This is a genomic window from Flavonifractor sp. (genome assembly GCF_019422385.1).
In the GTDB taxonomy this organism is placed as follows: Bacteria; Bacillota; Clostridia; order Oscillospirales; family Oscillospiraceae; genus Flavonifractor; species Flavonifractor avistercoris.
The window spans coordinates 39,357-58,481 of record NZ_JAHZDL010000001.1 but is presented as its reverse complement, the minus strand read 5'-3'; the positions used below and the strand labels follow the sequence as shown (position 1 = coordinate 58,481).

At 65.2% G+C, this 19,125-nt stretch carries 18 protein-coding genes and 1 tRNA gene; 7 read left to right on the top strand and 12 right to left on the bottom strand.

What is annotated here, in order from left to right:
* Nucleotides 1-122 precede the first annotated feature (122 nt).
* The gene (locus QZ378_RS00275) at nt 123-1,304 is read left to right on the top strand and encodes an iron-containing alcohol dehydrogenase (RefSeq protein WP_291256917.1); all 1,182 of its coding nucleotides are present in this window, start codon (nt 123-125) and stop codon (nt 1,302-1,304) included.
* Nucleotides 1,305-1,380: 76 nt separating this feature from the next.
* Here QZ378_RS00275 and QZ378_RS00270 read toward each other — a convergent pair whose 3' ends face one another.
* From QZ378_RS00270 to QZ378_RS00245, 6 genes are all read right to left on the bottom strand, one after another.
* The gene (locus QZ378_RS00270) at nt 1,381-2,181 is read right to left on the bottom strand and encodes a class I SAM-dependent methyltransferase (protein WP_191379099.1); all 801 of its coding nucleotides are present in this window, start codon (nt 2,179-2,181) and stop codon (nt 1,381-1,383) included.
* Between the two features lie 3 nt (nt 2,182-2,184).
* Nucleotides 2,185-2,592, bottom strand: coding sequence for a GNAT family N-acetyltransferase (locus QZ378_RS00265; RefSeq protein ID WP_191528208.1), 408 nt, complete (start codon nt 2,590-2,592; stop codon nt 2,185-2,187).
* 29 nt (nt 2,593-2,621) lie between these two features.
* On the bottom strand, nt 2,622-5,273 hold the full coding sequence (locus tag QZ378_RS00260; protein ID WP_291256916.1) for a DNA translocase FtsK: 2,652 nt from the start codon (nt 5,271-5,273) through the stop codon (nt 2,622-2,624).
* Nucleotides 5,274-5,384: 111 nt separating this feature from the next.
* Nucleotides 5,385-6,236 carry an undecaprenyl-diphosphate phosphatase gene (locus QZ378_RS00255; RefSeq protein ID WP_291256915.1) on the bottom strand — a complete coding sequence of 284 codons (852 nt, stop codon included), beginning with the start codon at nt 6,234-6,236 and terminating at the stop codon, nt 5,385-5,387.
* A gap of 179 nt (nt 6,237-6,415) precedes the next feature.
* Nucleotides 6,416-7,231, bottom strand: a complete 816-nt coding sequence (locus QZ378_RS00250) for a cell wall hydrolase (protein WP_191379096.1) — start codon at nt 7,229-7,231, stop codon at nt 6,416-6,418.
* Between the two features lie 251 nt (nt 7,232-7,482).
* The gene (locus QZ378_RS00245; protein ID WP_291256914.1) at nt 7,483-8,286 is read right to left on the bottom strand and encodes a cell wall hydrolase; all 804 of its coding nucleotides are present in this window, start codon (nt 8,284-8,286) and stop codon (nt 7,483-7,485) included.
* A gap of 183 nt (nt 8,287-8,469) precedes the next feature.
* On the opposite strand from QZ378_RS00245, the gene QZ378_RS00240 reads away from it, so the two are divergent.
* Nucleotides 8,470-8,561: transfer RNA gene (locus tag QZ378_RS00240), tRNA-Ser, on the top strand.
* Between the two features lie 213 nt (nt 8,562-8,774).
* Here QZ378_RS00240 and QZ378_RS00235 read toward each other — a convergent pair.
* Nucleotides 8,775-9,476, bottom strand: a complete 702-nt coding sequence (locus tag QZ378_RS00235; RefSeq protein ID WP_291256913.1) for a hypothetical protein — start codon at nt 9,474-9,476, stop codon at nt 8,775-8,777.
* A gap of 176 nt (nt 9,477-9,652) precedes the next feature.
* On the opposite strand from QZ378_RS00235, the gene udp reads away from it, so the two are divergent.
* Nucleotides 9,653-10,426 (top strand): uridine phosphorylase, encoded by a 774-nt coding sequence (udp, locus tag QZ378_RS00230; protein WP_191528206.1) that lies wholly within the window; start codon nt 9,653-9,655, stop codon nt 10,424-10,426.
* Between the two features lie 89 nt (nt 10,427-10,515).
* On the opposite strand, the gene QZ378_RS00225 is transcribed toward udp, so the two are convergent.
* The 4 genes from QZ378_RS00225 to QZ378_RS00210 form a co-directional block, all read right to left on the bottom strand.
* A complete protein-coding gene (locus tag QZ378_RS00225; protein WP_291256912.1) occupies nt 10,516-11,268 on the bottom strand; it encodes a CPBP family intramembrane glutamic endopeptidase in 753 nt (250 codons plus the stop codon).
* 236 nt (nt 11,269-11,504) lie between these two features.
* The gene (locus QZ378_RS00220; RefSeq protein WP_291256911.1) at nt 11,505-13,355 is read right to left on the bottom strand and encodes a heavy metal translocating P-type ATPase; all 1,851 of its coding nucleotides are present in this window, start codon (nt 13,353-13,355) and stop codon (nt 11,505-11,507) included.
* Between the two features lie 55 nt (nt 13,356-13,410).
* Complete coding sequence (locus QZ378_RS00215; RefSeq protein WP_291256910.1) at nt 13,411-13,632, bottom strand: cation transporter; 222 nt, start codon at nt 13,630-13,632, stop codon at nt 13,411-13,413.
* A gap of 51 nt (nt 13,633-13,683) precedes the next feature.
* A complete protein-coding gene (locus QZ378_RS00210; protein ID WP_191379091.1) occupies nt 13,684-14,067 on the bottom strand; it encodes a metalloregulator ArsR/SmtB family transcription factor in 384 nt (127 codons plus the stop codon).
* A gap of 152 nt (nt 14,068-14,219) precedes the next feature.
* On the opposite strand from QZ378_RS00210, the gene QZ378_RS00205 reads away from it, so the two are divergent.
* Together QZ378_RS00205 and QZ378_RS00200 are read left to right on the top strand one after the other, a co-directional pair.
* Nucleotides 14,220-15,398 carry a malic enzyme-like NAD(P)-binding protein gene (locus tag QZ378_RS00205; RefSeq protein ID WP_291256909.1) on the top strand — a complete coding sequence of 393 codons (1,179 nt, stop codon included), beginning with the start codon at nt 14,220-14,222 and terminating at the stop codon, nt 15,396-15,398.
* Nucleotides 15,399-15,577: 179 nt separating this feature from the next.
* On the top strand, nt 15,578-16,357 hold the full coding sequence (locus tag QZ378_RS00200) for an IclR family transcriptional regulator (RefSeq protein ID WP_291256908.1): 780 nt from the start codon (nt 15,578-15,580) through the stop codon (nt 16,355-16,357).
* 314 nt (nt 16,358-16,671) lie between these two features.
* Here the strand turns inward: QZ378_RS00200 and QZ378_RS00195 are convergent, their stop codons facing one another.
* Nucleotides 16,672-17,430, bottom strand: a complete 759-nt coding sequence (locus tag QZ378_RS00195) for a MerR family transcriptional regulator (RefSeq protein WP_291256907.1) — start codon at nt 17,428-17,430, stop codon at nt 16,672-16,674.
* Nucleotides 17,431-17,590: 160 nt separating this feature from the next.
* Here QZ378_RS00195 and cutA point away from each other — a divergent pair, with 160 nt between their 5' ends.
* Both cutA and QZ378_RS00185 read left to right on the top strand, forming a co-directional pair.
* A complete protein-coding gene (gene cutA, locus QZ378_RS00190; protein WP_291256906.1) occupies nt 17,591-17,920 on the top strand; it encodes a divalent cation tolerance protein CutA in 330 nt (109 codons plus the stop codon).
* A gap of 81 nt (nt 17,921-18,001) precedes the next feature.
* Entirely contained in the window at nt 18,002-19,084 is a 1,083-nt protein-coding gene (locus QZ378_RS00185; protein ID WP_291256905.1) for a DUF3048 domain-containing protein, read from the top strand.
* The last annotated feature ends 41 nt before the right edge of the window (nt 19,085-19,125 follow it).

Genomic DNA, 19,125 nt, shown 5'->3' with positions numbered 1-19,125 from the left:
TTTGGAACCGGCGGTTTTCTCCAAAGGGATTGACAACGGGATATGACTGTGCCATAATAGGCGCCGATGAATCGTTAAAGTTTTAACGATGTCAAATTCAGCCGATTACGGAGGTTGCAGTCATGTCCCGTTTCACCCTTCCCAGAGATATCTATTACGGCGCCAATGCGCTGGAGAACCTGAAAACCCTGAAGGGCACCCGGGCGGTGCTGGTGCTGGGCGGCGGCTCCATGAAGCGGTTCGGCTTTGTGGACAAGGCCCTGGCCTATCTGAAGGAGGCCGGCATCGAGACCAAGCTCATTGAGAACGTGGAGCCCGACCCCTCGGTGGAGACCGTGCTCAACGGCGCGGCGGTCATGCGGGAGTTCCAGCCCGACTGGATCATCTCCATGGGCGGCGGCTCCCCCATCGACGCGGCCAAGGCCATGTGGGCCTTCTATGAGTACCCCGACACCACCTTCGAGGATCTGATCACCCCCTTCAGCTTCCCCGAGCTGCGCCAGAAGGCCAGGTTCTGCGCCATTCCCTCCACCTCCGGCACCGCCACCGAGGTCACCGCCTTCTCCGTCATCACCGACTACGCCAAGGGCATCAAGTACCCCCTGGCCGACTTCAACATCACCCCCGACGTGGCCATCATCGACCCCGCCCTGGCCGAGACCATGCCCGCCAGCCTCACCGCCCACACCGGCATGGACGCCCTGACCCACGCCATCGAGGCCTATGTGTCCACCCTGCACACCGTGTTCACCGACCCCCTGGCCCTGAAGGCCATCCACATCGTGGAGAAGGATCTGCTCAAGTCCTACCGCGGCGACATGACCTGCCGGGAGGAGATGCACTACGGCCAGTGCCTGGCCGGCATGGCCTTCTCCAACGCCCTGCTGGGCATCGTCCACTCCATGGCCCACAAGACCGGCGCCGCCTTCTCCACCGGCCACATCACCCACGGCCTGGCCAACGCCATGTACCTGCCCTACGTGATTGCCTACAACGCCAAGGCCGACGGCGTGGCCGAGCGGTACGCCGACATCGCCCGCACCATGGGCGTGGTGGGCGACACCACCGCCGAGCTGGTGGAGGGCCTGCGCGCCAAGATCCGCTCCATGAACGACGCCATGGGCATCCCCAACACCCTGAAGGACTTCGGCATCCTCGAGGACGAGTTCAAGGAGAAGCTGGACGCCATCGCCGCCAACGCGGTGGGCGACGCCTGCACCGGATCCAACCCCCGTCCCATCGACCCCCCCACCATGGCCAAGCTGTTCACCTGCATCTACTACGGCCAGGAGGTCGACTTCTAAATCCTGCGATCCATCCATTCTCCATACATACCAGAGGGGCGCGGTTCATAAGAACCGCGCCCCTCTGGTGTTTTTTTCAGTTTTCGGCCCTGTCCCGCCGCCGGAGCAGGGTGACGGCGGCGTAGTGGAGCACGGAAAATTCCTCCGGCGCAATGGCCGCCAGCAGGGCCCGGTGTTCCCGGTCGAAGTGCTCCACCTCCTCCGGCGGCAGGGCTGCGCCCACGCCTCGGCAGGCCCGGATGCGGCCGTTCCAGCTCTCCCGGGTGAAGGGCACCCGGAGATCAAACACCTCCTGGGCCTCCACGGCAAACCAGGGCCCGTAATCCGCCGGGACGGCGATGGGGCGCCGGGTCTCCCCGCACCCCGTCCAGGCCGGGTTATGACGCAGGATCAGCGCCTCACTCTGCCCCGCCACAGGATCCTCTCCCGGCAGCCAGGCCATGTACAGCACCGCGAAAATCCCGCCGGGCTTGAGCATCCGGTGGAGCCGGGGGGCCAGCCGGGCGTGGTCAAAGTAGGTGAAGCACTGGCAGGCGGTGGCCGTGTCGAAGCTGCCGTCGGGGAAGCCGCAGTCCTCGGCGGCGGAACAGCGGAAGTCGATCTCCATCCCGTCCCGGTTCGCCAGGGCCCTGGCCTGCCGGATCTGCTCCGGGGCCGGATCCACCCCGGTGAAGCGGGCGCCCTGCCGGTACAGGGCCCGGGGCAGCACCCCCGTGCCGGTGCCCAGATCCAGCACCTTCCGGCCGGGACCGCACAGGCCCCGCTCCGTCAGGGGGCGGAAGAACTCCGGCGGGTAGATGTCCCGCCAACGGGCGTAGTCCGCCGAGGCGCGGCCCCAGTCAAAGGGCCTGCCGTGGTCGATGTGGGCCAGCTCCATCGTTTACAGCTCCTTGGCGTAAAAGAAGTGGCCGTACTCCCCCACGGCGGGCTCCAGCGCGCCGATACGGCGGTAGCCCCGCTTCTCGTAAAAGCCGGGGGCCTGGAAGGAAAAGGTGTTCAGCTCCACCCGGCGGGCCCCCTGGCGGGCGCCGGCGGCCTCCACCTGATCCAGGATACAGCCGCCCAGGCCGGTGCCCCGGCAGTCCTCCGCCACCCAGAGCACGTCCACAAAGGCCAGCTCCCCCATGCGGAAGGCGTCGCAGCCCCCCACCACACGGCCGTCCGCGTCCTTCACCGCCAGGGACAGATCCCCCGTGTCGGGGACAAATTTCCGGTTGTAGGCCCGCAGGCCGGCGTGGATGGCATCGTTCTCCGCCTCGCCGGCGGGCTGAAACACATATTGCCGCACGATTATCTCCTCCTGACTGGCGGACAGGCTCACAGATCAAAGGGCGGGTTGTCCCGCTCCTGGGGGACGGCGTCCCCCTCAAAGGGCAGCTCGTCGGGCACCGGCTCCGCCGGGGCAACATCCACCATGCCCTGCTTGAACTGCATCTCCTGCCACTGCTCCTTGGTGATGAGCACCTGCCGGGGCTTGGAGCCCTCGAAGGGGCCCACCACGCCCTTCTCCTCCATCTGATCCACCAGCCGGGCGGCCCGGGAGTAGCCCAGCTTGAGCCGCCGCTGGAGCATGGACACGGAGGCCATGCCGGTCTCCACCACCACCTCGATGGCGGAGGGGAGCAGCTCGTCGTACTCCTCCCCCACCTCCTCGGGGGCGGAGCCGCCCACCCCCTTGGCGCCCTTCTCCTTCTCGGCGGCGTGCTGCTCGATGTCGTGGATGATCTCCTGGTCGTACTGGGCGGCGCCGCTGTTCTGCTTGATAAAGCCCACCACGGCGGCCACCTCCTCGTCGGAGATCAGGCAGCCCTGCACCCGCTGGGGCTTGCCGGTGCCCAGGGGGAAGTAGAGCATGTCGCCCCGGCCCACCAGCTTCTCGGCGCCGGTGGTGTCCAGGATGATGCGGGACTCCAGGGAGGAGGCCACCGCGAAGGCGATGCGGCTGGGGATGTTGGCCTTCATCAGGCCGGTGATCACGTCGGCGGAGGGCCGCTGGGTGGCGATGATCAGGTGCATGCCCGCGGCACGGCCCATCTGGGCCACCCGGCAGATGGACTCCTCCACCTCCTTGGCGGCCACCAGCATCAGATCGGCCAGCTCGTCGATGACGATGACGATCTGAGGCATCTTCTCCAGCTCGTCGGAGCGGGCGGCGTGGGCGTTGTAGGACGCCAGATCCCGCACGCCGATCTCGGAGAAGGTGCGGTAGCGCTTCATCATCTCCACCACCGCCCACTGGAGGGCGCCGGCCGCCTTCTTGGGGTCGGTGACCACGGGTATGAGCAGGTGGGGGATGCCGTTGTAGATGCCCAGCTCCACCATCTTGGGATCCACCATGATCAGGCGCACCTCCTCGGGGGTGGCCTTGTAGAGCAGGGAGATGATCAGGGAGTTGGTACACACCGACTTGCCCGAGCCGGTGGTGCCGGCGATGAGCAGATGGGGCAGCTTGGCGATGTTGCCCACCACGTTGCGGTTGCTGATGTCCCGGCCCACGGCGAAGGCCACCTTGGAGGGGTTGTCCCGGAACTCCCTGGAGTCGATCACGTCGTGGATGGGCACTGGGGAGACCAGCTTGTTGGGCACCTCGATGCCCACCATGGAGATCTTGTCCGGGATGGGGGCGATGCGCACCCCCGTGGCCCCCAGGGCCAGGGCGATGTCGTCGGACAGGTTGGTCAGCTTGTTCAGCCGCACGCCCTGATCCAGCTCCACCTCATACCGGGTCACCGACGGGCCCCGGGTGACGCTGACGATCTCCGCGTCGATGCCGAAGGAGTGGATGGTGTCCGCCAGCCGGGCCTGGTTGGCCTGGAGCTCCCCGGCCACCTCACTGCCCGACACCCCCTGCCCCTCGTGGAGCAGGGACACCGGCGGGTACTGGTAGGCGGCGGGGAGGCCCTCCTCCAGGTTGCGGGCGATGTCCTGGGCCACCTCGGCGGCGGCCTGGGCGGCCTCCTCCTTCTTCACCTTGCCCACCGCCGGCTCCCGCTGGATCTCCGGCATGGGGGGCACGGGGGCGGGCTCCGGCACGGGGGCCTCGGCCGCCGGGGCGGGTGCGTCGGGGGCCTCCGGCTCCTCCGCGGCCTCGGCGGGGGGCTCCAGCCCCTCCTCCCCCGCCAGCACCTGGTCGGGGGCAGGCACGGAGGGCTTCCGGTTGAAGAACCGCTCCTTCTTCTCCACCGGGGGCGGCTCCACCTTCTTGCCCACCAGGGGGCCCTCGTCCACCGGGATGTCGATCTGGGGCGTCTGGCGGCGCTGGGCAGCGCTCTGGGCCTCGGCGGCGGGGGCGGATGCCTCCGGCTCCTTCCGGCGGCGCTCCCGGGGGCGGGGCTCGGGGAGCTCCTCCTCCTCGTACTCCGCCCAGGTGCGCGCGCGCAGCTTGTCCACCAGCTCCACCGGCGAGATATGGAAGGCGGCCATCAGCAGGATGAGGGCCACCAGCACGAGGATGATCCCCGCGCCGATGGGGCTGAACACGGCGCTCAGCCCCAGGGCGGCCGCGCCGCTGACCACGCCGCCGCTCTGGAGGGCCTCCCCCTGCGTCCACAGGGTCTTCACCAGCGCCGCGTTCCACTCATAGGGCCCCTTGGCCAGGATCAAGTGGAGCAGGCCGCCGGCCAGCACCGGGGTGAGCAGGGCGCACCACACCCGCAGGCGCACCGGGCGGCCCCGGTGGAACAGGAGGATGCCGCTGGCCACCAGCAGCATGGGGGGCAGCAGCCAGTAGCCGTAGCCGATGAGGCCCTTCACCAGCCCGCAGAAGAAGTCGATGAAGATGGCCTGGATGTGGAAATACCCGAAGGCGGAGAAGATGGCCAGCAGCAGACATACCACCGCCCCCACCTCCCGCCGGATGGGCCGGGGCGCGGGGGCCTTCTTCCGGCTTCCCCCGGAGCGGGAGGCGGTGCCGGAGCGGCCGGAGGACGCCCGACTGCCGCCGGTGGTTTTCTTCTGTGTGGTGGCCATGCGATCAAATCCTTTCCGGGGTGATTGTCAGAGGCAGGGCGAGGACGGGGACACGGCATACGGCGGCCTGCTCCCGCCTCCCCATCGGGGCTGGCGGCGCTGAAACCGCCCTTAAGCCAGGATGCCGAACTTGACGATGCCGGCGATCAGGCTCCCCAGGCCCACCGCCCAGCAGTAGTACGCAAACTTGCCGAACTTGCCCTTGTCGGACAGGCTCTTGACCAAGCGGATGGCGAAGTAGCCCACCACGGCGGACACCGCCACGCCCACTAAGTAGACCGGCAGCTCCTCCATGGGGAAGCCGGCGGCCACCGCGTCCTTGATCTCCAGGATGTTGGCGCCCAGCACGGCGGGCAGGGACATAAGGAAGGAGAAACGGACGGCAAAGGCCCGGTCAAAGCCACGCATCATACCCACGGAGATGGTGGTGCCGGAGCGGGACAGGCCGGGGATCACCGCCAGGGCCTGCCCGCAGCCCACGATGAGGGCGTCCACCACGGTGGCGTTTTTGGCGGTCTTGTGGCCCTTGGCCATGCGGTCAGAGAAGTAGAGGACAAAGCCGGTGGCCATCAGGGCGCAGGACACCAGGATGGGGTTGGCAAACAGGGTGCTGATGGCGTCATTGAGGAAGACCATGACAAACAGGGGCAGGGTGGCCACGATGATCAGCAGCACCAGCCGCCGGGCGGGGGGCGGGGTGACGCCGGTGTCCCTCCTGCCGCACAGGGCGGCAATCCCCAGGAAGAACTCCCGGATCATGTCCAGGATATCCCGCCAGTAGACCACGCACACCGAGATCAGGGTGCCGAAGTGGAGCAGGACGGTGAAGAACATGTGGTTGGCCTCCACGTCCTCCATGCCGAAAAAGGCCTGGAACAGGGCAAGATGGCCGGAGCTGGAGATGGGCAGGAATTCCGCGACTCCCTGGATCAGGCCCATCAGAATGGACATCAGATAACTCAATGCTGTTTCCCTCCGTGTTTCTGTTTGGACGTGCATGTCCGGAAGGCGGCCCGGCCGCTGTGGGGACATACAGATTTATATTATCACAACCGGCGGGATATTTCCATCCTTTTCTGCCGCCGGGCACTCCGGGGCAAAAAAAGCCCCCGCCCTTCGGGCGGGGGTGGAAAACACGGCTGTTACGCGTAGAAGGCGTGGGCGCCGATGGTGGCCACATAGGGCCGGTTCCGGGAGGCCCAGCTTCCGGGCGAGGTCACGGGGTTGACAAAGTACAGGGCGTTGCCCGCGGTGTTGGCACCCTCCAGGCAGAGCTTGGCAGCGACCACGCTCTCGGCGTTTGGGGTGCGGCTCAGGTGGCCGCTGCCCGCCGGGGAGAACTGGTTGGGCTGATAGATCACGTCGGCCACGGTGTTGGGGAACAGCGGGCTGGCCACCCGGTTGAGCACCACGTTGCCCACGGCGATCTTGCCTTCCAGGGGCTGGTTGCCGCTCTCGGCGTAGATGAGCCGGGAGAGGAGATCCAGATCCTCCGCATCATAGTAGCTGTCCCCGGAGACAATGGGGCCGGAGACCGCGGTGATGTTCACCGTGCCGGTGGCACTGTCCCACACCGCCTCGGCCCCCAGGGCCTGGCACAGGGTACGCACCGGCACCAGGATCATGCCATCCTGGCTCCGCAGACCGCCGGGCACATACAGGCAGCGGCCGTTGGCCTCAATATATTTGGCGCCGGGCTTGAGGTACATGGTCAGGCCCTCGGCGGTCACCTCCGCGCGGCCGTTGGCCCACACGGCGGTGGCGTCTGGATAGAGGGCAAACAAAATGGCCCCGTAAGAGACATAGGTGGTGCCGTCCTCCGCATAGCTGCGGACGTCTTCGGCCAGGGGCGTCCCGTTGACCGTGAAGCTGACGCCGCCTTCGGCCGCAGCCGCCTGTCCGGCCAGAGCAAAGCACAGGGCCAGGCAGAGCAGGGCACTCAGGGCTCGTTTCTTCATATTCAAGGTTCCTCCTGTTACAATCTGTTACGGTTTGTTCTCTGTTTTGTAACCGTATTGTAACCGATTCTGTGCCAAAAAGTCAAGAAAAACTTTTGTCGAGTTCCCGCTATCCCTTGTGGCTCTAAGGATATTTCTTCATCTCCATTTTGGTTTACAGAACATTTTCCGCCTCTTTCGACCTTCCGGCGGCAACAAATAATAACAAAAAGAAACACGTCCGCACCCATCTGCGGACGTGTTTCCGGCAGCTATTTGTAAAACCAGTGGCTGCCGATGGTGACCACGTGGGTGCGGTTCTCCATGACCCAGTGGTTGGTAGCCAGGGCCGGGGCCAGGAAGTAGAGGCTCTCCCCCGCCGTGTTCACCCCCGACAGGCACAGGCGGGCCGCCTCCACGCTCCGGGCGGACGGCTCCTGGTAGATGGTGCCGTTGCGCACCGGGGTGAACTGGCCGCCCCAGCGGTCGTCAAAGATCACCCCATAGATGGTGTCGGGGAAGTCGGCGGACGCCACCCGGTTGAGTACCACGTTGCCCACGGCGATCTGCCCCTCCAGGGGCTCCCCCCGGCTCTCGGCGGAGATGATGCGGGAGAGCCAGTAGAGATCGTCTCCCCCCTCTGTCTCTGTGGTGTCGGCGGAGGCTCCGCCCACCACGGAGACCGCGCCGGTGGCGCTGTTCCAGTGTACCGAGGCCCCCATGGCCTCCGCCAGAACCCGTACCGGCACCAGGGTGCGTCCCGCGCTCAGATGCACCCCGTAGGGTACGGCCAGCGTGCGGCCGTTGGAGCGTATGTAGGTATCCCCCGGCCTGGCGGTCACCTCCAGGCCGTCGGCCCGGATGGCCGCCCGGTCGGTCTCCCAGGCCACAACGGCGTCGGGCCGCAGGGCCTCCGCCACCGCCCGCAGGGGCACATAGGTGGTATTCTGATGGACATAGCTGCCGGCGGCCTCCACCGGATCCCCGTTGACGGTCAGGCTCCCCGCCGGGGAGGCTGCCGCCGCCTGGGCGGTCAGCAGGGCGGTCAGGGCCGCCGCAGCCAGGATTTTCTTCATAATTTCCACTTCCTTTCTAGGTTTTGTAACCAGATTGTAACCGGCGGGGGCGCGGCCTGGCAAGGCACAATATTTTCCTTTATTCAAACTTTTTTTACTTTCCCCCTTGACGAATCCGAAAAAACTGCTATAATAATCTACGCTGTCCGCCGCGAGGCGGACGAAAGTAGAGCAATCCGCCATGGAGAGATGGCTGAGTTGGTCGAAGGCGCACGATTGGAAATCGTGTAGGCGTTGATAGCGTCTCGAGGGTTCGAATCCCTCTCTCTCCGCCAAATCCGCAATCCTTTGCTTGCAGAGGATTGCGGATTTTTTGTCCTCGGGGCTGCCCGTGGGACCTTCACACGTGGAGCAGCCCTCCGCTCCGGAGAACCGGAAGGCCTGGACCCAGGCGTAAATCTGCGCATAGGCATCACATAAAAAGAGAGAACGTGATCCCCGATCGCGTTCTCTTCCTTTAACAATATATGCTATATTTTTGATGAATATCAGATGGTCCACTCGCTGTGAATCAGACCGACCAGATGCCAGTCCCCCTCACAGGGCGCCAGCACCACCTTCAGGGAGCACCAGTCAAAGCCCTCCCGGCTCTCGTCCAGGCCGGGGAAATGATACTCCACAAAGTGGTCGTCCGGATAGGCGGTCAGAACGTTCTCCAGGGCATTGCCCTGCATGAGCACCTCGTCCACCCCCTGCTCCGGCGCGGAGGCGTAGTCGGCGTTATAGACATAGCGGTCAAAATACTCCGTCCCGGTGAGGCGGATAGGCTCCCCGATGCCGTCCTCCAGGCCCCAGGTGTATATCTCCTCGTCCGATTCCAGGGAGGACACCTGCTGCGGGAGCAGCACCCGGTCGCAGTCGGAGACCGTGGAATAGGGCGTCAGGGTCACTCCCCGCTCCGGATGAACCAGGCGGGAGAGGGCCTGGAAATCTCTGTCCGACAGGGTTTCCAGCACCCTGGCCGCCCGCTCCAGCAGGCGGTCGGTATCGGGCGCGGGCTGAGTCCCGGGCGTGCTGACGGCGGCAGAGGGGGACGCGGGCACGGACGGCGCAGCGGCCAGGATCGCCTCGGCAGGCGTGGCGCCCCGGGCCATGGCCTGGGCGGCGGAGGACATCCCGCTGCCGAACAGGGCGCCCAGCGCCAGTCCGCCCAGCAGGGCGATGACCACAAACAGCACCGCTCTCTTCAAGCTCCGTCCCTCCTTTCCCACAGGGTATGCGTTTCCGCCTATTTATTTTAGAGAGATCCGGCGAAAAATGCAACAACAAAAGGTTACAAATTGGCCTCCGGTTTGTCTATCTTGCAAACAGAGCGAAAATCGGCTATAATAGACAGGTACTGCAAGCCAATGGCAAGGAGGATATTATGCACGAGCACGAACGGCAGTTTCATATTCAATGTAAGGCGGGCGACGTGGGGCGGTACTGCTTCCTGCCCGGTGATCCCGGCCGCTGTGAGAAGATCGCGGCCTATTTTGACAACCCGGTGAAGATTCAGAGCAACCGGGAGTACACCACCTACACCGGCACCCTGCTGGGGGAGAAGGTGAGCGTCTGCTCCACCGGCATCGGCGGCCCCTCCGCGGTGATCGCCATGGAGGAGCTGCACAACATCGGCGCGGACACCTTCATCCGGGTGGGCACCTGCGGCGGCATCGCCCTCCAGGTCAAGAGCGACGACGTGGTGATCGCCACCGGCGCCGTCCGCCACGAGGGGGCCAGCCGGGAGTACGCCCCCATCGAGTTCCCTGCCGTCTCCGACTACCAGGTGCAGGAGGCCCTGGTGCAGGCCGCCAAGAACCTGGGCAAGCCCTGGCACGCCGGGGTGGTGCAGTGCAAGGACTCCTTCTACGGCCAGCACAGCCCCGCCCGCATGCCCGTGGCCCAGGAGCTGCTCTACAAGTGGGAGGCGTGGAAGCGGCTGGGCGTCCTGGCCTCCGAGATGGAGTCCGCCGCCCTGTTCTGCTGCGCCGCCGCCCTGGGGGTGCGCTGCGGCTCCTGCTTCCACGTGATCTGGAACCAGGAGCGGGAGGCCGCCGGCCTGGATCAGGTCGAGAGCCACGACCTCACCGCCGCCCTGGACGTGGGCATCGAGGCCGTCAAGCTGCTCATCCAGGCCGACCGGGCCAATCAGAACTGACACGACGAAAACGCCGGCACAGCTGTGCCGGCGTTTTTGCGTTCTTCTGTAACTTTCCGGCCGGAGCTGACGGATCAGCATCCAACTCGTCATTCCTGCCGGTGCGCTTTCGCATGTTGGTTTTTCGGGAGGGTCTTGGTAAGAATCAGTGCATAAGCGACGGCAACCGCAATCAGCACGAGCTGCATCGCCATGCCTTTTCCCAACGTAAGTCCCGTTTCGTTTGCAAAGATACTGGTGATGTTGATCACAGCATGTGCAAGGATACAGGGCAGAAGGCTTCCGCCGCGGTCAAACAGGATGACAAACAGAAAGCCGAGTGCCACCGCACCGGCCACTTGGAGCAGGGTCTCCGCAAGACTCGCCCCGCTGCCGTTGACCAGATTCAGCAGGTGTCCCAGGCCAAAGGTAAGGCTGGAAATGACGACAGCCGTGTTCCTGTTATCCTCTGCCATCGCCCGGAACAGAAGCCCTCTGAAAATCACTTCTTCCACAAAGCCGACGCAGAGCATACAGATGATATAGCAGACCGTCTCCGTCAGCGTGGCGTTGAAAGCCGCTCCGTTCCAGAAGTTTCGCGTCATCAGGACAGCCAGGGGGAGGTAATAGAGGAACCGCCGGGCCGGAACGGCGGTTTTGCAGAGTCCATACTGCCGTGACAGGCCATTTCTCCTGATAAAGCGCAAAAGGAAAACCGCCTGGACAGCGCAGAGCGCGGCGCTTGCGGAATATGGAACCCCGATCACCTGGTTGATGGGATTTGCCAGAGATTGCAGGATGCAGTAGATCCCGATACAGGCCAGCGCAAAGGCCAGCCTGCTTTTTTGATACAGCTTTTCCATGCCGTCTCCCCCTGTATGGTCAGGCTCGTCCCCGCAGGCCCCGCTTCAGCTTCCTCTCCTGCCACGGCGCAGGACCGCCGGGAACCCATGCGTTTTATCCATTGTAAGCAGCGGACTGATAGGTTGTCAATCTGGTCTGTAAAATTTCTTGATACTACAACCACGCTAAGACGCGGCAGGGCCCGGAGCTTCGGCTCCGGGCCCTTGATGTCCCAGGTTGGGGGCAAGCCCCCGCCCTACTTTCCGGCTTTCAGCGCCCGCATGGCGTTGAGGATGGCGATCACCGACACACCCACGTCGGCGAACACCGCCGCCCACATGGACACCAGGCCCACAGCGCTGAGGAGCAGCACCAGCAGCTTGACGGCCAGGGCAAAGACGATGTTCTGCCGGACGATGGACAGGGTGCGCCGGGCGATGCGGATGGCGTGGGCGATTTTGGAGGGCTTGTCGTCCATGAGGACGATATCGGCGGCCTCGATGGCGGCGTCGGAGCCCAGGCCGCCCATGGCGATGCCGATGTCCGCCCGGGAGAGGACGGGGGCGTCGTTGATGCCGTCCCCCACGAAGGCCAGGGCTCCCTTGGGGGAGACCTCTTTCAGCAGGGCCTCCACCCGCTCCACCTTATCGGCGGGGAGGAGCTGGGTGTGCACCTCGTCCAGGCCCAGCTGCTTAGCCACGTCCTCCCCCACCGCCTGGGCGTCGCCGGTGAGCATGACGGTCTTGCGCACCCCAGCCGCCTTGAGGGCGGCCACGGCCTCCTTCGCGTCGGGCTTCACCTCGTCGGAGATGACGATGTGGCCCAGGTACACCCCGTCGGAGGCCACGTGGACGGTGGTGCCCACCCGGTGGCAGGGGTGCCAGGACACGCCGATGTCCTCCATCAGCTTGTCGTTGCCGACGCAGATGGTGTGGCCGTCTACCACGGCCTTCACGCCCCGGCCGGCCACCTCCTCCACGCTGGACACCCGGGCGGAATCCATCTCCCGGCCGTAGGCCTCCTTCAGGGAGCGGGAGATGGGGTGGTCAGACCAGCACTCCGCCAGGGCGGCCAGCTCCAGCAGCTGGCCCTGGTCGCAGTGGTCGGGGTGGATGGCGGTGACGTTGAACACGCCCCGGGTCAGAGTGCCGGTCTTGTCGAACACCACAATCTCCGTCCTGGCCAGCACCTCCAGGTAGTTGCCGCCCTTGACCAAAATGCCGTCCTTAGAGGCCCCGCCGATGCCGCCGAAGAAGGACAGAGGCACCGAGATCACCAGGGCACAGGGGCAGGACACCACCAGGAAGTTGAGGGCCCGCTGGATGGAGTCCACCCACTGGATGGAGGTGAGCAGGGGGGGCAGGAAGGCCAGGGCCACGGCGGCAAGCACCACGATGGGGGTGTAGTACCGGGCGAACTTGGTGATGAAGTTCTCCGCCTTGGCCTTCTTGCTGGCGGAGTTCTCCACCAGATCCAGGATCTTGGCCACAGTGGACTCCTCAAAGGCCTTGGTGACCTGCACCTTCAACAGGCCGGACAGGTTGACGCAGCCGGAGATCACGTCGTCCCCGCTCTCCACCCGCCGGGGCAGGGACTCGCCGGTGAGGGCGGCGGTGTCCACGGTGGAGCTCCCCTCCAGCACCACGCCGTCCAGGGGGATGCGCTCCCCGGCCTTGATGATGATGGTGTCCCCCACCGCCACGTCCTCCGGATCCACCTGCTCCAGCTGCCCGTCCGGGCCCTCCATGTTGGCGTAGTCGGGGCGGATGTCCATCAGGGCGGTGATGGACTTGCGGGACTGGTCCACCGCATAGCTCTGGAACAGCTCGCCCACCTGGTAGAACAGCATGACGAACACCGCCTCGGGGTACTCCCCGATGGCCAGGGCCCCCACCGTGGCCAGGGCCATGAGGAAGTTCTCGTCAAAGACCTGGCCGTGGGCGATGTTGCGCACCGCCCGCCACAGCACATCCCAGCCGATCACTCCGTAGGGTGCCAGGAACACCAACAGCCTGACCCAGCCCGTGAGGGGCAGCAGCATACAGACCACAAAGAGCACGGCGCTGACGATCACGCGGATCAGCATCCGCTTTTGCTTCTTGGACATGGCTTCTCTCTCCTTCAAAGGGCCGGAGGGCCGCCGGCTGCGGCCCTCCGGGCGGTTATTTCACCAGAATGGTGCAGTCGGGCTCCACCTTTTTGCAGACCTTTACCGCCTCCTGCAGGATCTCGTCAAACCGGGCGTCGTCGGCGTCCAGGGTCAGCTTTTGGGTCATGAAGCTGACGGTGGCGGAATTGACCCCGGGCAGCTTCCTGATGGCGTCCTCCATCTTGGCGGCGCAGTTGGCGCAGTCCAGATCCTGGAGCTTGAAGTGCTTTTTCATGGTGATCTCTCCTTTACAACTTATAAAACGTATCCGGATAACCGGGCTGTGTTACAGCACATGGAGGGGCAGCAGCTCCGCCACGTGCTCCATGCCCTGGCTGAGGATGGTGTGGACATGGTCGTCGGCCAGGGAGTAGAACACCGTCTTCCCCTCCCGGCGGGCCTTCACCAGCTTGCTCTGCTTGAGGGATCGGAGCTGGTGGGAGATGGCCGACTGGGTCATGCCCAGCAGCCGGGCGATGTCGCACACGCACATCTCCGACTCGTTGAGGACGTACAGGATCTTGATGCGGGTGGAGTCGCCGAAGATCTTGAACAGCTCCGCCAGGTCGTAAAGCACCTCCTCGTCGGGCATGTTCTTCTCAACCTGGGCCACAATATCCTCATGGACGTGCATGAACTCGCACTGCTCCACGTCGCGGGGCTCCGGCATGATACCACTCCTTCCTTCAAACATATGAGCCATTGTTCATTTATTATTATATGCTTATATATTCAAATGTCAAGAGAAAAATAAAATGGATTGACTACCTTTTTCTCAGAGGGTATGATACCAGTAAAGCATCATGAAGGAGTGTGACAGCCATGACCCCCATTGCGGAGGAGAGTCTGAAGTTCCACTATGAAAAAAAAGGCAAGATTGAGGTGGTCTCCACCGTCCAGGTGCGGGACGCCCACGATCTCTCCCTGGCCTATACCCCCGGCGTGGCCCAGCCCTGCCTGGAGATCCAGAAGGACGTGGACAAGAGCTATGAGCTGACCCGGCGGTGGAACCTGTGCCTGGTGGTCACCGACGGCTCGGCGGTGCTGGGCCTGGGGGACATCGGCCCCGAGGCGGGCATGCCGGTGATGGAGGGCAAATGCGTGCTCTTCAAGCAGTTCGGCGGGGTGGACGCCTTCCCCCTGTGTATCAAGAGCCACGACGTGGACGAGATCGTCCGCACCATCCAGCTCATCTCCGGCTCCTTCGGGGGCGTCAACCTGGAGGACATCTCCGCCCCCCGGTGCTTTGAGATCGAGCAGAAGCTGAAGGCGTGCTGCGACATCCCCATCTTCCACGACGACCAGCACGGCACCGCCGTCATCACCCTGGCGGGGCTCACCAACGCCCTGAAGGTGGTGGGCAAGCACAAAGAGGACGTGAAGGTGGTCATCAACGGCGCGGGGGCGGCGGGGCTGTCCGTGTGCCGGCTGCTGCTGGCGGCGGGCTTCCGGCACATCACCCTGTGCGACAAGAGCGGCATCCTCTGCCACGGCGTCACCCAGGGGATGAACCCCTACATGGCCCGGATGGCGGAGGTGACCAACCTGGAGCGGAAGACCGGCCTGCTCGCCGACGCCCTGGTGGGAGCCGACGTGTTCCTGGGCTACTCCGCCCCCAACCTGGTCACCGCCGACATGGTGCGCACCATGAACCGGGACGCCGTCATCTTCGCCTGCGCCAATCCCACCCCCGAGATCTTCCCCGAGGAGGCCAGGGCCGGCGGCGCGGCGGTGGTGTCCACCGGCCGGAGCGACTACCCCAACCAGATCAACAACGTGATGGTGTTCCCCGGCATCTTCCGGGGGGCCTTCGACGTGCGGGCCAGCGACATCAATGAGGAGATGAAGATGGCCGCCGCCCAGGCCCTGGCGGGGCTGGTCTCCGACGAGGAGCTGGGCCCCGACCACATCATCCCGCCCGTCTTTGACCCCCGGGCCGCCGCCGCCGTGGCCGCCGCCGTGGCCCAGGCCGCCCGGGACACCGGCGTGGCCCGCATCTGAGCCGCCGCATGGCGGAGGCCCCCGCCGTCCCTTCTGCAGGGGTCTGCGGGTATCGGCAGGGTCAAATTCGGTCGGAATTTTGTAAATTTTGGCCAAATTTAGGATGAATTTAGTTGCAGAGCATTCTTTTCCATGGTATAATTTTACAAGCTTTATGCCTGGCCGGAAGGGAGTGCATCATGAAGGTTAAACGCTCCAAGATCAACCAGTCCCTCGAAAAGACCATCCAGCTTGTGGAGACCATGGCCAGAGGGCAGGGATCCATGCGCCTCCAGGACATCGCCAACCAGTGCGGCATGCCCCCCAGCACGGCCCTGCGGATGCTCAACACCCTGCTGGTTCACGGATATGTTCTCCAGGATCCGATAACCCAGCAGTATGCCCTGTCCCTGCGCTTTTCCCGGCTGGGCGTCCTGGTGCGGCAGCAGACCGACCTGCTGCAGCTGGCCCGGCCATTCCTGCGTGAGCTGGCCGACCGTTGCCGGGACACGGTGTGCCTGATCGCGCCGGACGGGGACGATGCCCTCTGTGTGGAGACCGCGCCGGGCCCGGATGGCCTTCTCTTGGTTCACCAGCAGGTCGGGGCCAGGGTTCCCCTGCATACCTCGGCGGCGGGCAAGCTGCTGCTGCTCAATTTCAGCAACCAGCAGCTCAACGAATATCTGGACCGCCGCGGGCAGACCGCAGTCACCCCCCGCACCATCACCGGGCGGGAGGCCCTGCTGGAGGAGCTGGAGCGCACCCGCGCCCGGGGCTACGGCCTGGAGTATGAGGAGCGGGAGCTGGGGGCCCGGACGGTGTCCGCCCCGGTGCGGGACTTCACCGGGCAGATCGCGGCGGGGCTGAGCATGTCCGCCCCCACCGCCCGGATGTCCGCCCGCCGGGTGGAGGATCTGGTTCCCCTCCTGCTGGAGACGGCGGGCCGCCTGTCCCGGATCCTGGCCTGCGATACGCCGTAGAGCTGCCACCCCGCACCAACACGAGCTTACAAAACAGCCGCCCCGATTGGGGCGGCTGCAGCCTGTCGAAAAAGCCTTTTCGACAGGCTGCTAAACTTTTTGAAACTTCAAAAAAGTTTCAAAAAGTTGTTTGATCCAACGCGAAAGGGAACCCTGACGGTTCATCTCCGCGCCAAGTGCCGCCGCATAGCGGCGGTTGCGCTCCGAAACGCCCTGCGGGGCAGCCTTTCACACTATCCTTCCCTCCGAATCCTTTGGCTGGAGGGTTTATCGACAGCCTCCAGCCGCCCCGGTCGGGGCGGCTGGAGGCGCGGTTACCCGGCCCAGTGGAGCACCGCGTCCCGGAGGAAGCGGGCGCAGCCGGGCACGTCCTTGTCGTAGTAGGCGGCAAACCGCTCGTCCGCCACGTACAGCTCCGCAATGCCCCGGTGTTTGGCCGGGTCATAGGGGCCACCGCTCATGGACAGCCAGCGGCGGTGCAGCTGGGTGACGGCCTGCCCCTCCGCCCCCGCCGGGTCGGCCCCGGAGCGGACGGCGGCCTCCAGCCTCCCCTGGAGCTCCTCCCCCAGGTTCTTCCACGCCTCGTACTTCTCCGGGGTCAGATCCAGCACCGCGTGCTGGGCGGCGTCCACCATTCTGTCCCCGTACTTCTCCCGGGCCTCCCGGCCGTAGATTCGCTCATGCCAGTCCACGGCCCGTTGCTTGAAGGCCTCAAATTTCTCCGCGTCGTTCATGATCTCGCTCCTTTCCTGTTTCCGGATGGTGGTCTTCACCGACCGGATCAGCCCCTCCAGGCGTTCCCGCTCCCCCTCCAGGGCGGCCAGGTGCCCCCGCAGGGCCGCCAGCCGGTCGAAGGACGGGTCGTCCAGGCTGGCCTTGATCTGCTCCAGCGGCACCCCCAGGGCCCGGTAGTACAGGATGTCCTGGAGCCGGTCTACCTGGGCGGGGCCATAGTAGCGGTATCCGTTCTCCCCCACCCGGCCGGGTTTCAGCAGGCCGATGCGGTCGTACCACCGCAGGGTGCGCGGCGTTACCCCCGACAGCTCCGCCAGGGCTTGTACGGTATATTCCATGGCGCTTTCCCTCCTTCGCCTCCAGCATAGCCCTTGACGCCGCGTCAAAGTCAAGCATCTTTTTGCAGATTATGTTATACTAAATTTCAAAGGCGGGGGCAAGCCCCCGCCCTACAGGAGCGGAATCCCGTGCTCCCAGGAGCGAGAAAGGAGCCATGTTATGGAATTTTCTTACTGCAAGCTGGAGATCTTTGTGCCGGAAAGCCACCTGGAGCAGATCTGTGCGGCCCTGCGCTCGGTGGATGCGGGGCACATCGGGAACTATGACAGCTGCCTGTCCTACCACCCGGTCACCGGCTGCTGGCGGCCCCTGGAGGGCACCCACCCCTGGCTGGGGCAGGCGGGGGAGCTGTGCACCGCGCCGGAGCTGAAGGTGGAGGTCACCTGCCGGGCGGAGCAGGCAGAGGCCGCCATCGCCGCCGTCAAGGCGGTCCACCCCTACGAGGAGCCGGTGATCAACGCCATCCCCCTGTGGCGGACGGGGCTGTAGCCTCTCCCCCCGCCTTCGCCTTGACGGGGCGGCGGCGCGGGGGTATGATAGGGGAAAGGAATGGAAGAGGAGGATCCCGCCATGAAACGTGCGTCCCTGGCCGCCCTGGCCGCCCTGCTCCTGCTGCTCCCCGCCTGCGGCGCCCCGGAGCCGGAGCCAACCCCCACACCCACGCCCACCCCCGTGGCCACACCCACGCCGGAGCCCACGCCCACGCCCTATAACGGCCCGGTGAGCCCCCTCAGCGGCCTGCCCATGGGGGAGGAGTGGGTCAACCGCCGCCCGGTGGCGGTCATGCTCAACAATTTGAAGGAGGCCCTGCCCCAGCTGGGCCAGTCCAGCGCGGACATCATCTACGAGGTGCCCGCCGAGGGGGGCATCACCCGCATGCTGGGGGTGTACCAGTCCCTGGACGGGGTGGGCACCATTGGCTCCATCCGCTCCGCCCGGCCCTATTACCTGGAGCTGGCCCTGGGCCACGACGCCATCTTCCTCCACGCCGGGGGCAGCGTGGACGCCTATGACAAGATCCGCCAGTGGGGGGTGCCCGCCCTGGACGCGGTGAACGGCCCCTATCTGGGCAGCAGCCCGGGCTCCAACCTGATGTGGCGGGATCCGGAGCGCCGCAAGAGCTACAGCCTGGAGCACACGGTGGTCACCACCGGGGAGACCATTATGGAGCTTCTGCCCACCTACAGCCTGCGGCTGGAGCACGAGGAGGGCTACACCTACGACATGGACTTCGCGGCCGACGGCACCCCGGCAGACGGCGCCCCTGCCGGCACCATCACCGTCCCCGTGTCCCACTACAAGACCGGGGTATTTACTTACGACGAGGACAGCGGCCTCTACCTGGTGGAGGAGTACGGCCAGCCCTACCTCGACGGCAACACCGGCGAACAGGTGGGGGTGACCAACGTGGTGGTGCTCAAGACCGTCTGCCGCTATACCGGCGACAGCCTGGGCCACATCACCGTGGATCTGGACGGGGAGGGCACCGGCTATTTCGCCTGCGGCGGCCAGGCCATCGAGATCGCCTGGAGCAAGGACGCCCCCTACGGCCAGCTGCGCTACTACGACCTGGGCGGCTCTCCCCTCTCCTTCGGCGTGGGCCGCACCTATGTGGTGATCGTCCCCCTGGACTGCGACATCTCCTTCTCCTGATTAAAAAAATCCCCCCTGGAGCTCTCCAGGGGGGATTGCTG

Bases quoted from the DNA above. Each gene is read 5' to 3' on its own strand.
- udp (WP_191528206.1), top strand. From the start codon at position 9,653: ATGCACGAGCACGAACGGCAGTTTCATATTCAATGTAAGGCGGGCGAC.
- QZ378_RS00205 (WP_291256909.1), top strand. From the start codon at position 14,220: ATGACCCCCATTGCGGAGGAGAGTCTGAAGTTCCACTATGAAAAAAAA.
- QZ378_RS00215 (WP_291256910.1), bottom strand. From the start codon at position 13,632: ATGAAAAAGCACTTCAAGCTCCAGGATCTGGACTGCGCCAACTGCGCC.
- cutA (WP_291256906.1), top strand. From the start codon at position 17,591: ATGGAATTTTCTTACTGCAAGCTGGAGATCTTTGTGCCGGAAAGCCAC.
- QZ378_RS00185 (WP_291256905.1), top strand. From the start codon at position 18,002: ATGAAACGTGCGTCCCTGGCCGCCCTGGCCGCCCTGCTCCTGCTGCTC.
- QZ378_RS00275 (WP_291256917.1), top strand. From the start codon at position 123: ATGTCCCGTTTCACCCTTCCCAGAGATATCTATTACGGCGCCAATGCG.
- QZ378_RS00245 (WP_291256914.1), bottom strand. From the start codon at position 8,286: ATGAAGAAAATCCTGGCTGCGGCGGCCCTGACCGCCCTGCTGACCGCC.
- QZ378_RS00195 (WP_291256907.1), bottom strand. From the start codon at position 17,430: ATGGAATATACCGTACAAGCCCTGGCGGAGCTGTCGGGGGTAACGCCG.
- QZ378_RS00260 (WP_291256916.1), bottom strand. From the start codon at position 5,273: ATGGCCACCACACAGAAGAAAACCACCGGCGGCAGTCGGGCGTCCTCC.
- QZ378_RS00225 (WP_291256912.1), bottom strand. From the start codon at position 11,268: ATGGAAAAGCTGTATCAAAAAAGCAGGCTGGCCTTTGCGCTGGCCTGT.
- QZ378_RS00270 (WP_191379099.1), bottom strand. From the start codon at position 2,181: ATGGAGCTGGCCCACATCGACCACGGCAGGCCCTTTGACTGGGGCCGC.
- QZ378_RS00210 (WP_191379091.1), bottom strand. From the start codon at position 14,067: ATGCCGGAGCCCCGCGACGTGGAGCAGTGCGAGTTCATGCACGTCCAT.
- QZ378_RS00220 (WP_291256911.1), bottom strand. From the start codon at position 13,355: ATGTCCAAGAAGCAAAAGCGGATGCTGATCCGCGTGATCGTCAGCGCC.
- QZ378_RS00200 (WP_291256908.1), top strand. From the start codon at position 15,578: ATGAAGGTTAAACGCTCCAAGATCAACCAGTCCCTCGAAAAGACCATC.
- QZ378_RS00250 (WP_191379096.1), bottom strand. From the start codon at position 7,231: ATGAAGAAACGAGCCCTGAGTGCCCTGCTCTGCCTGGCCCTGTGCTTT.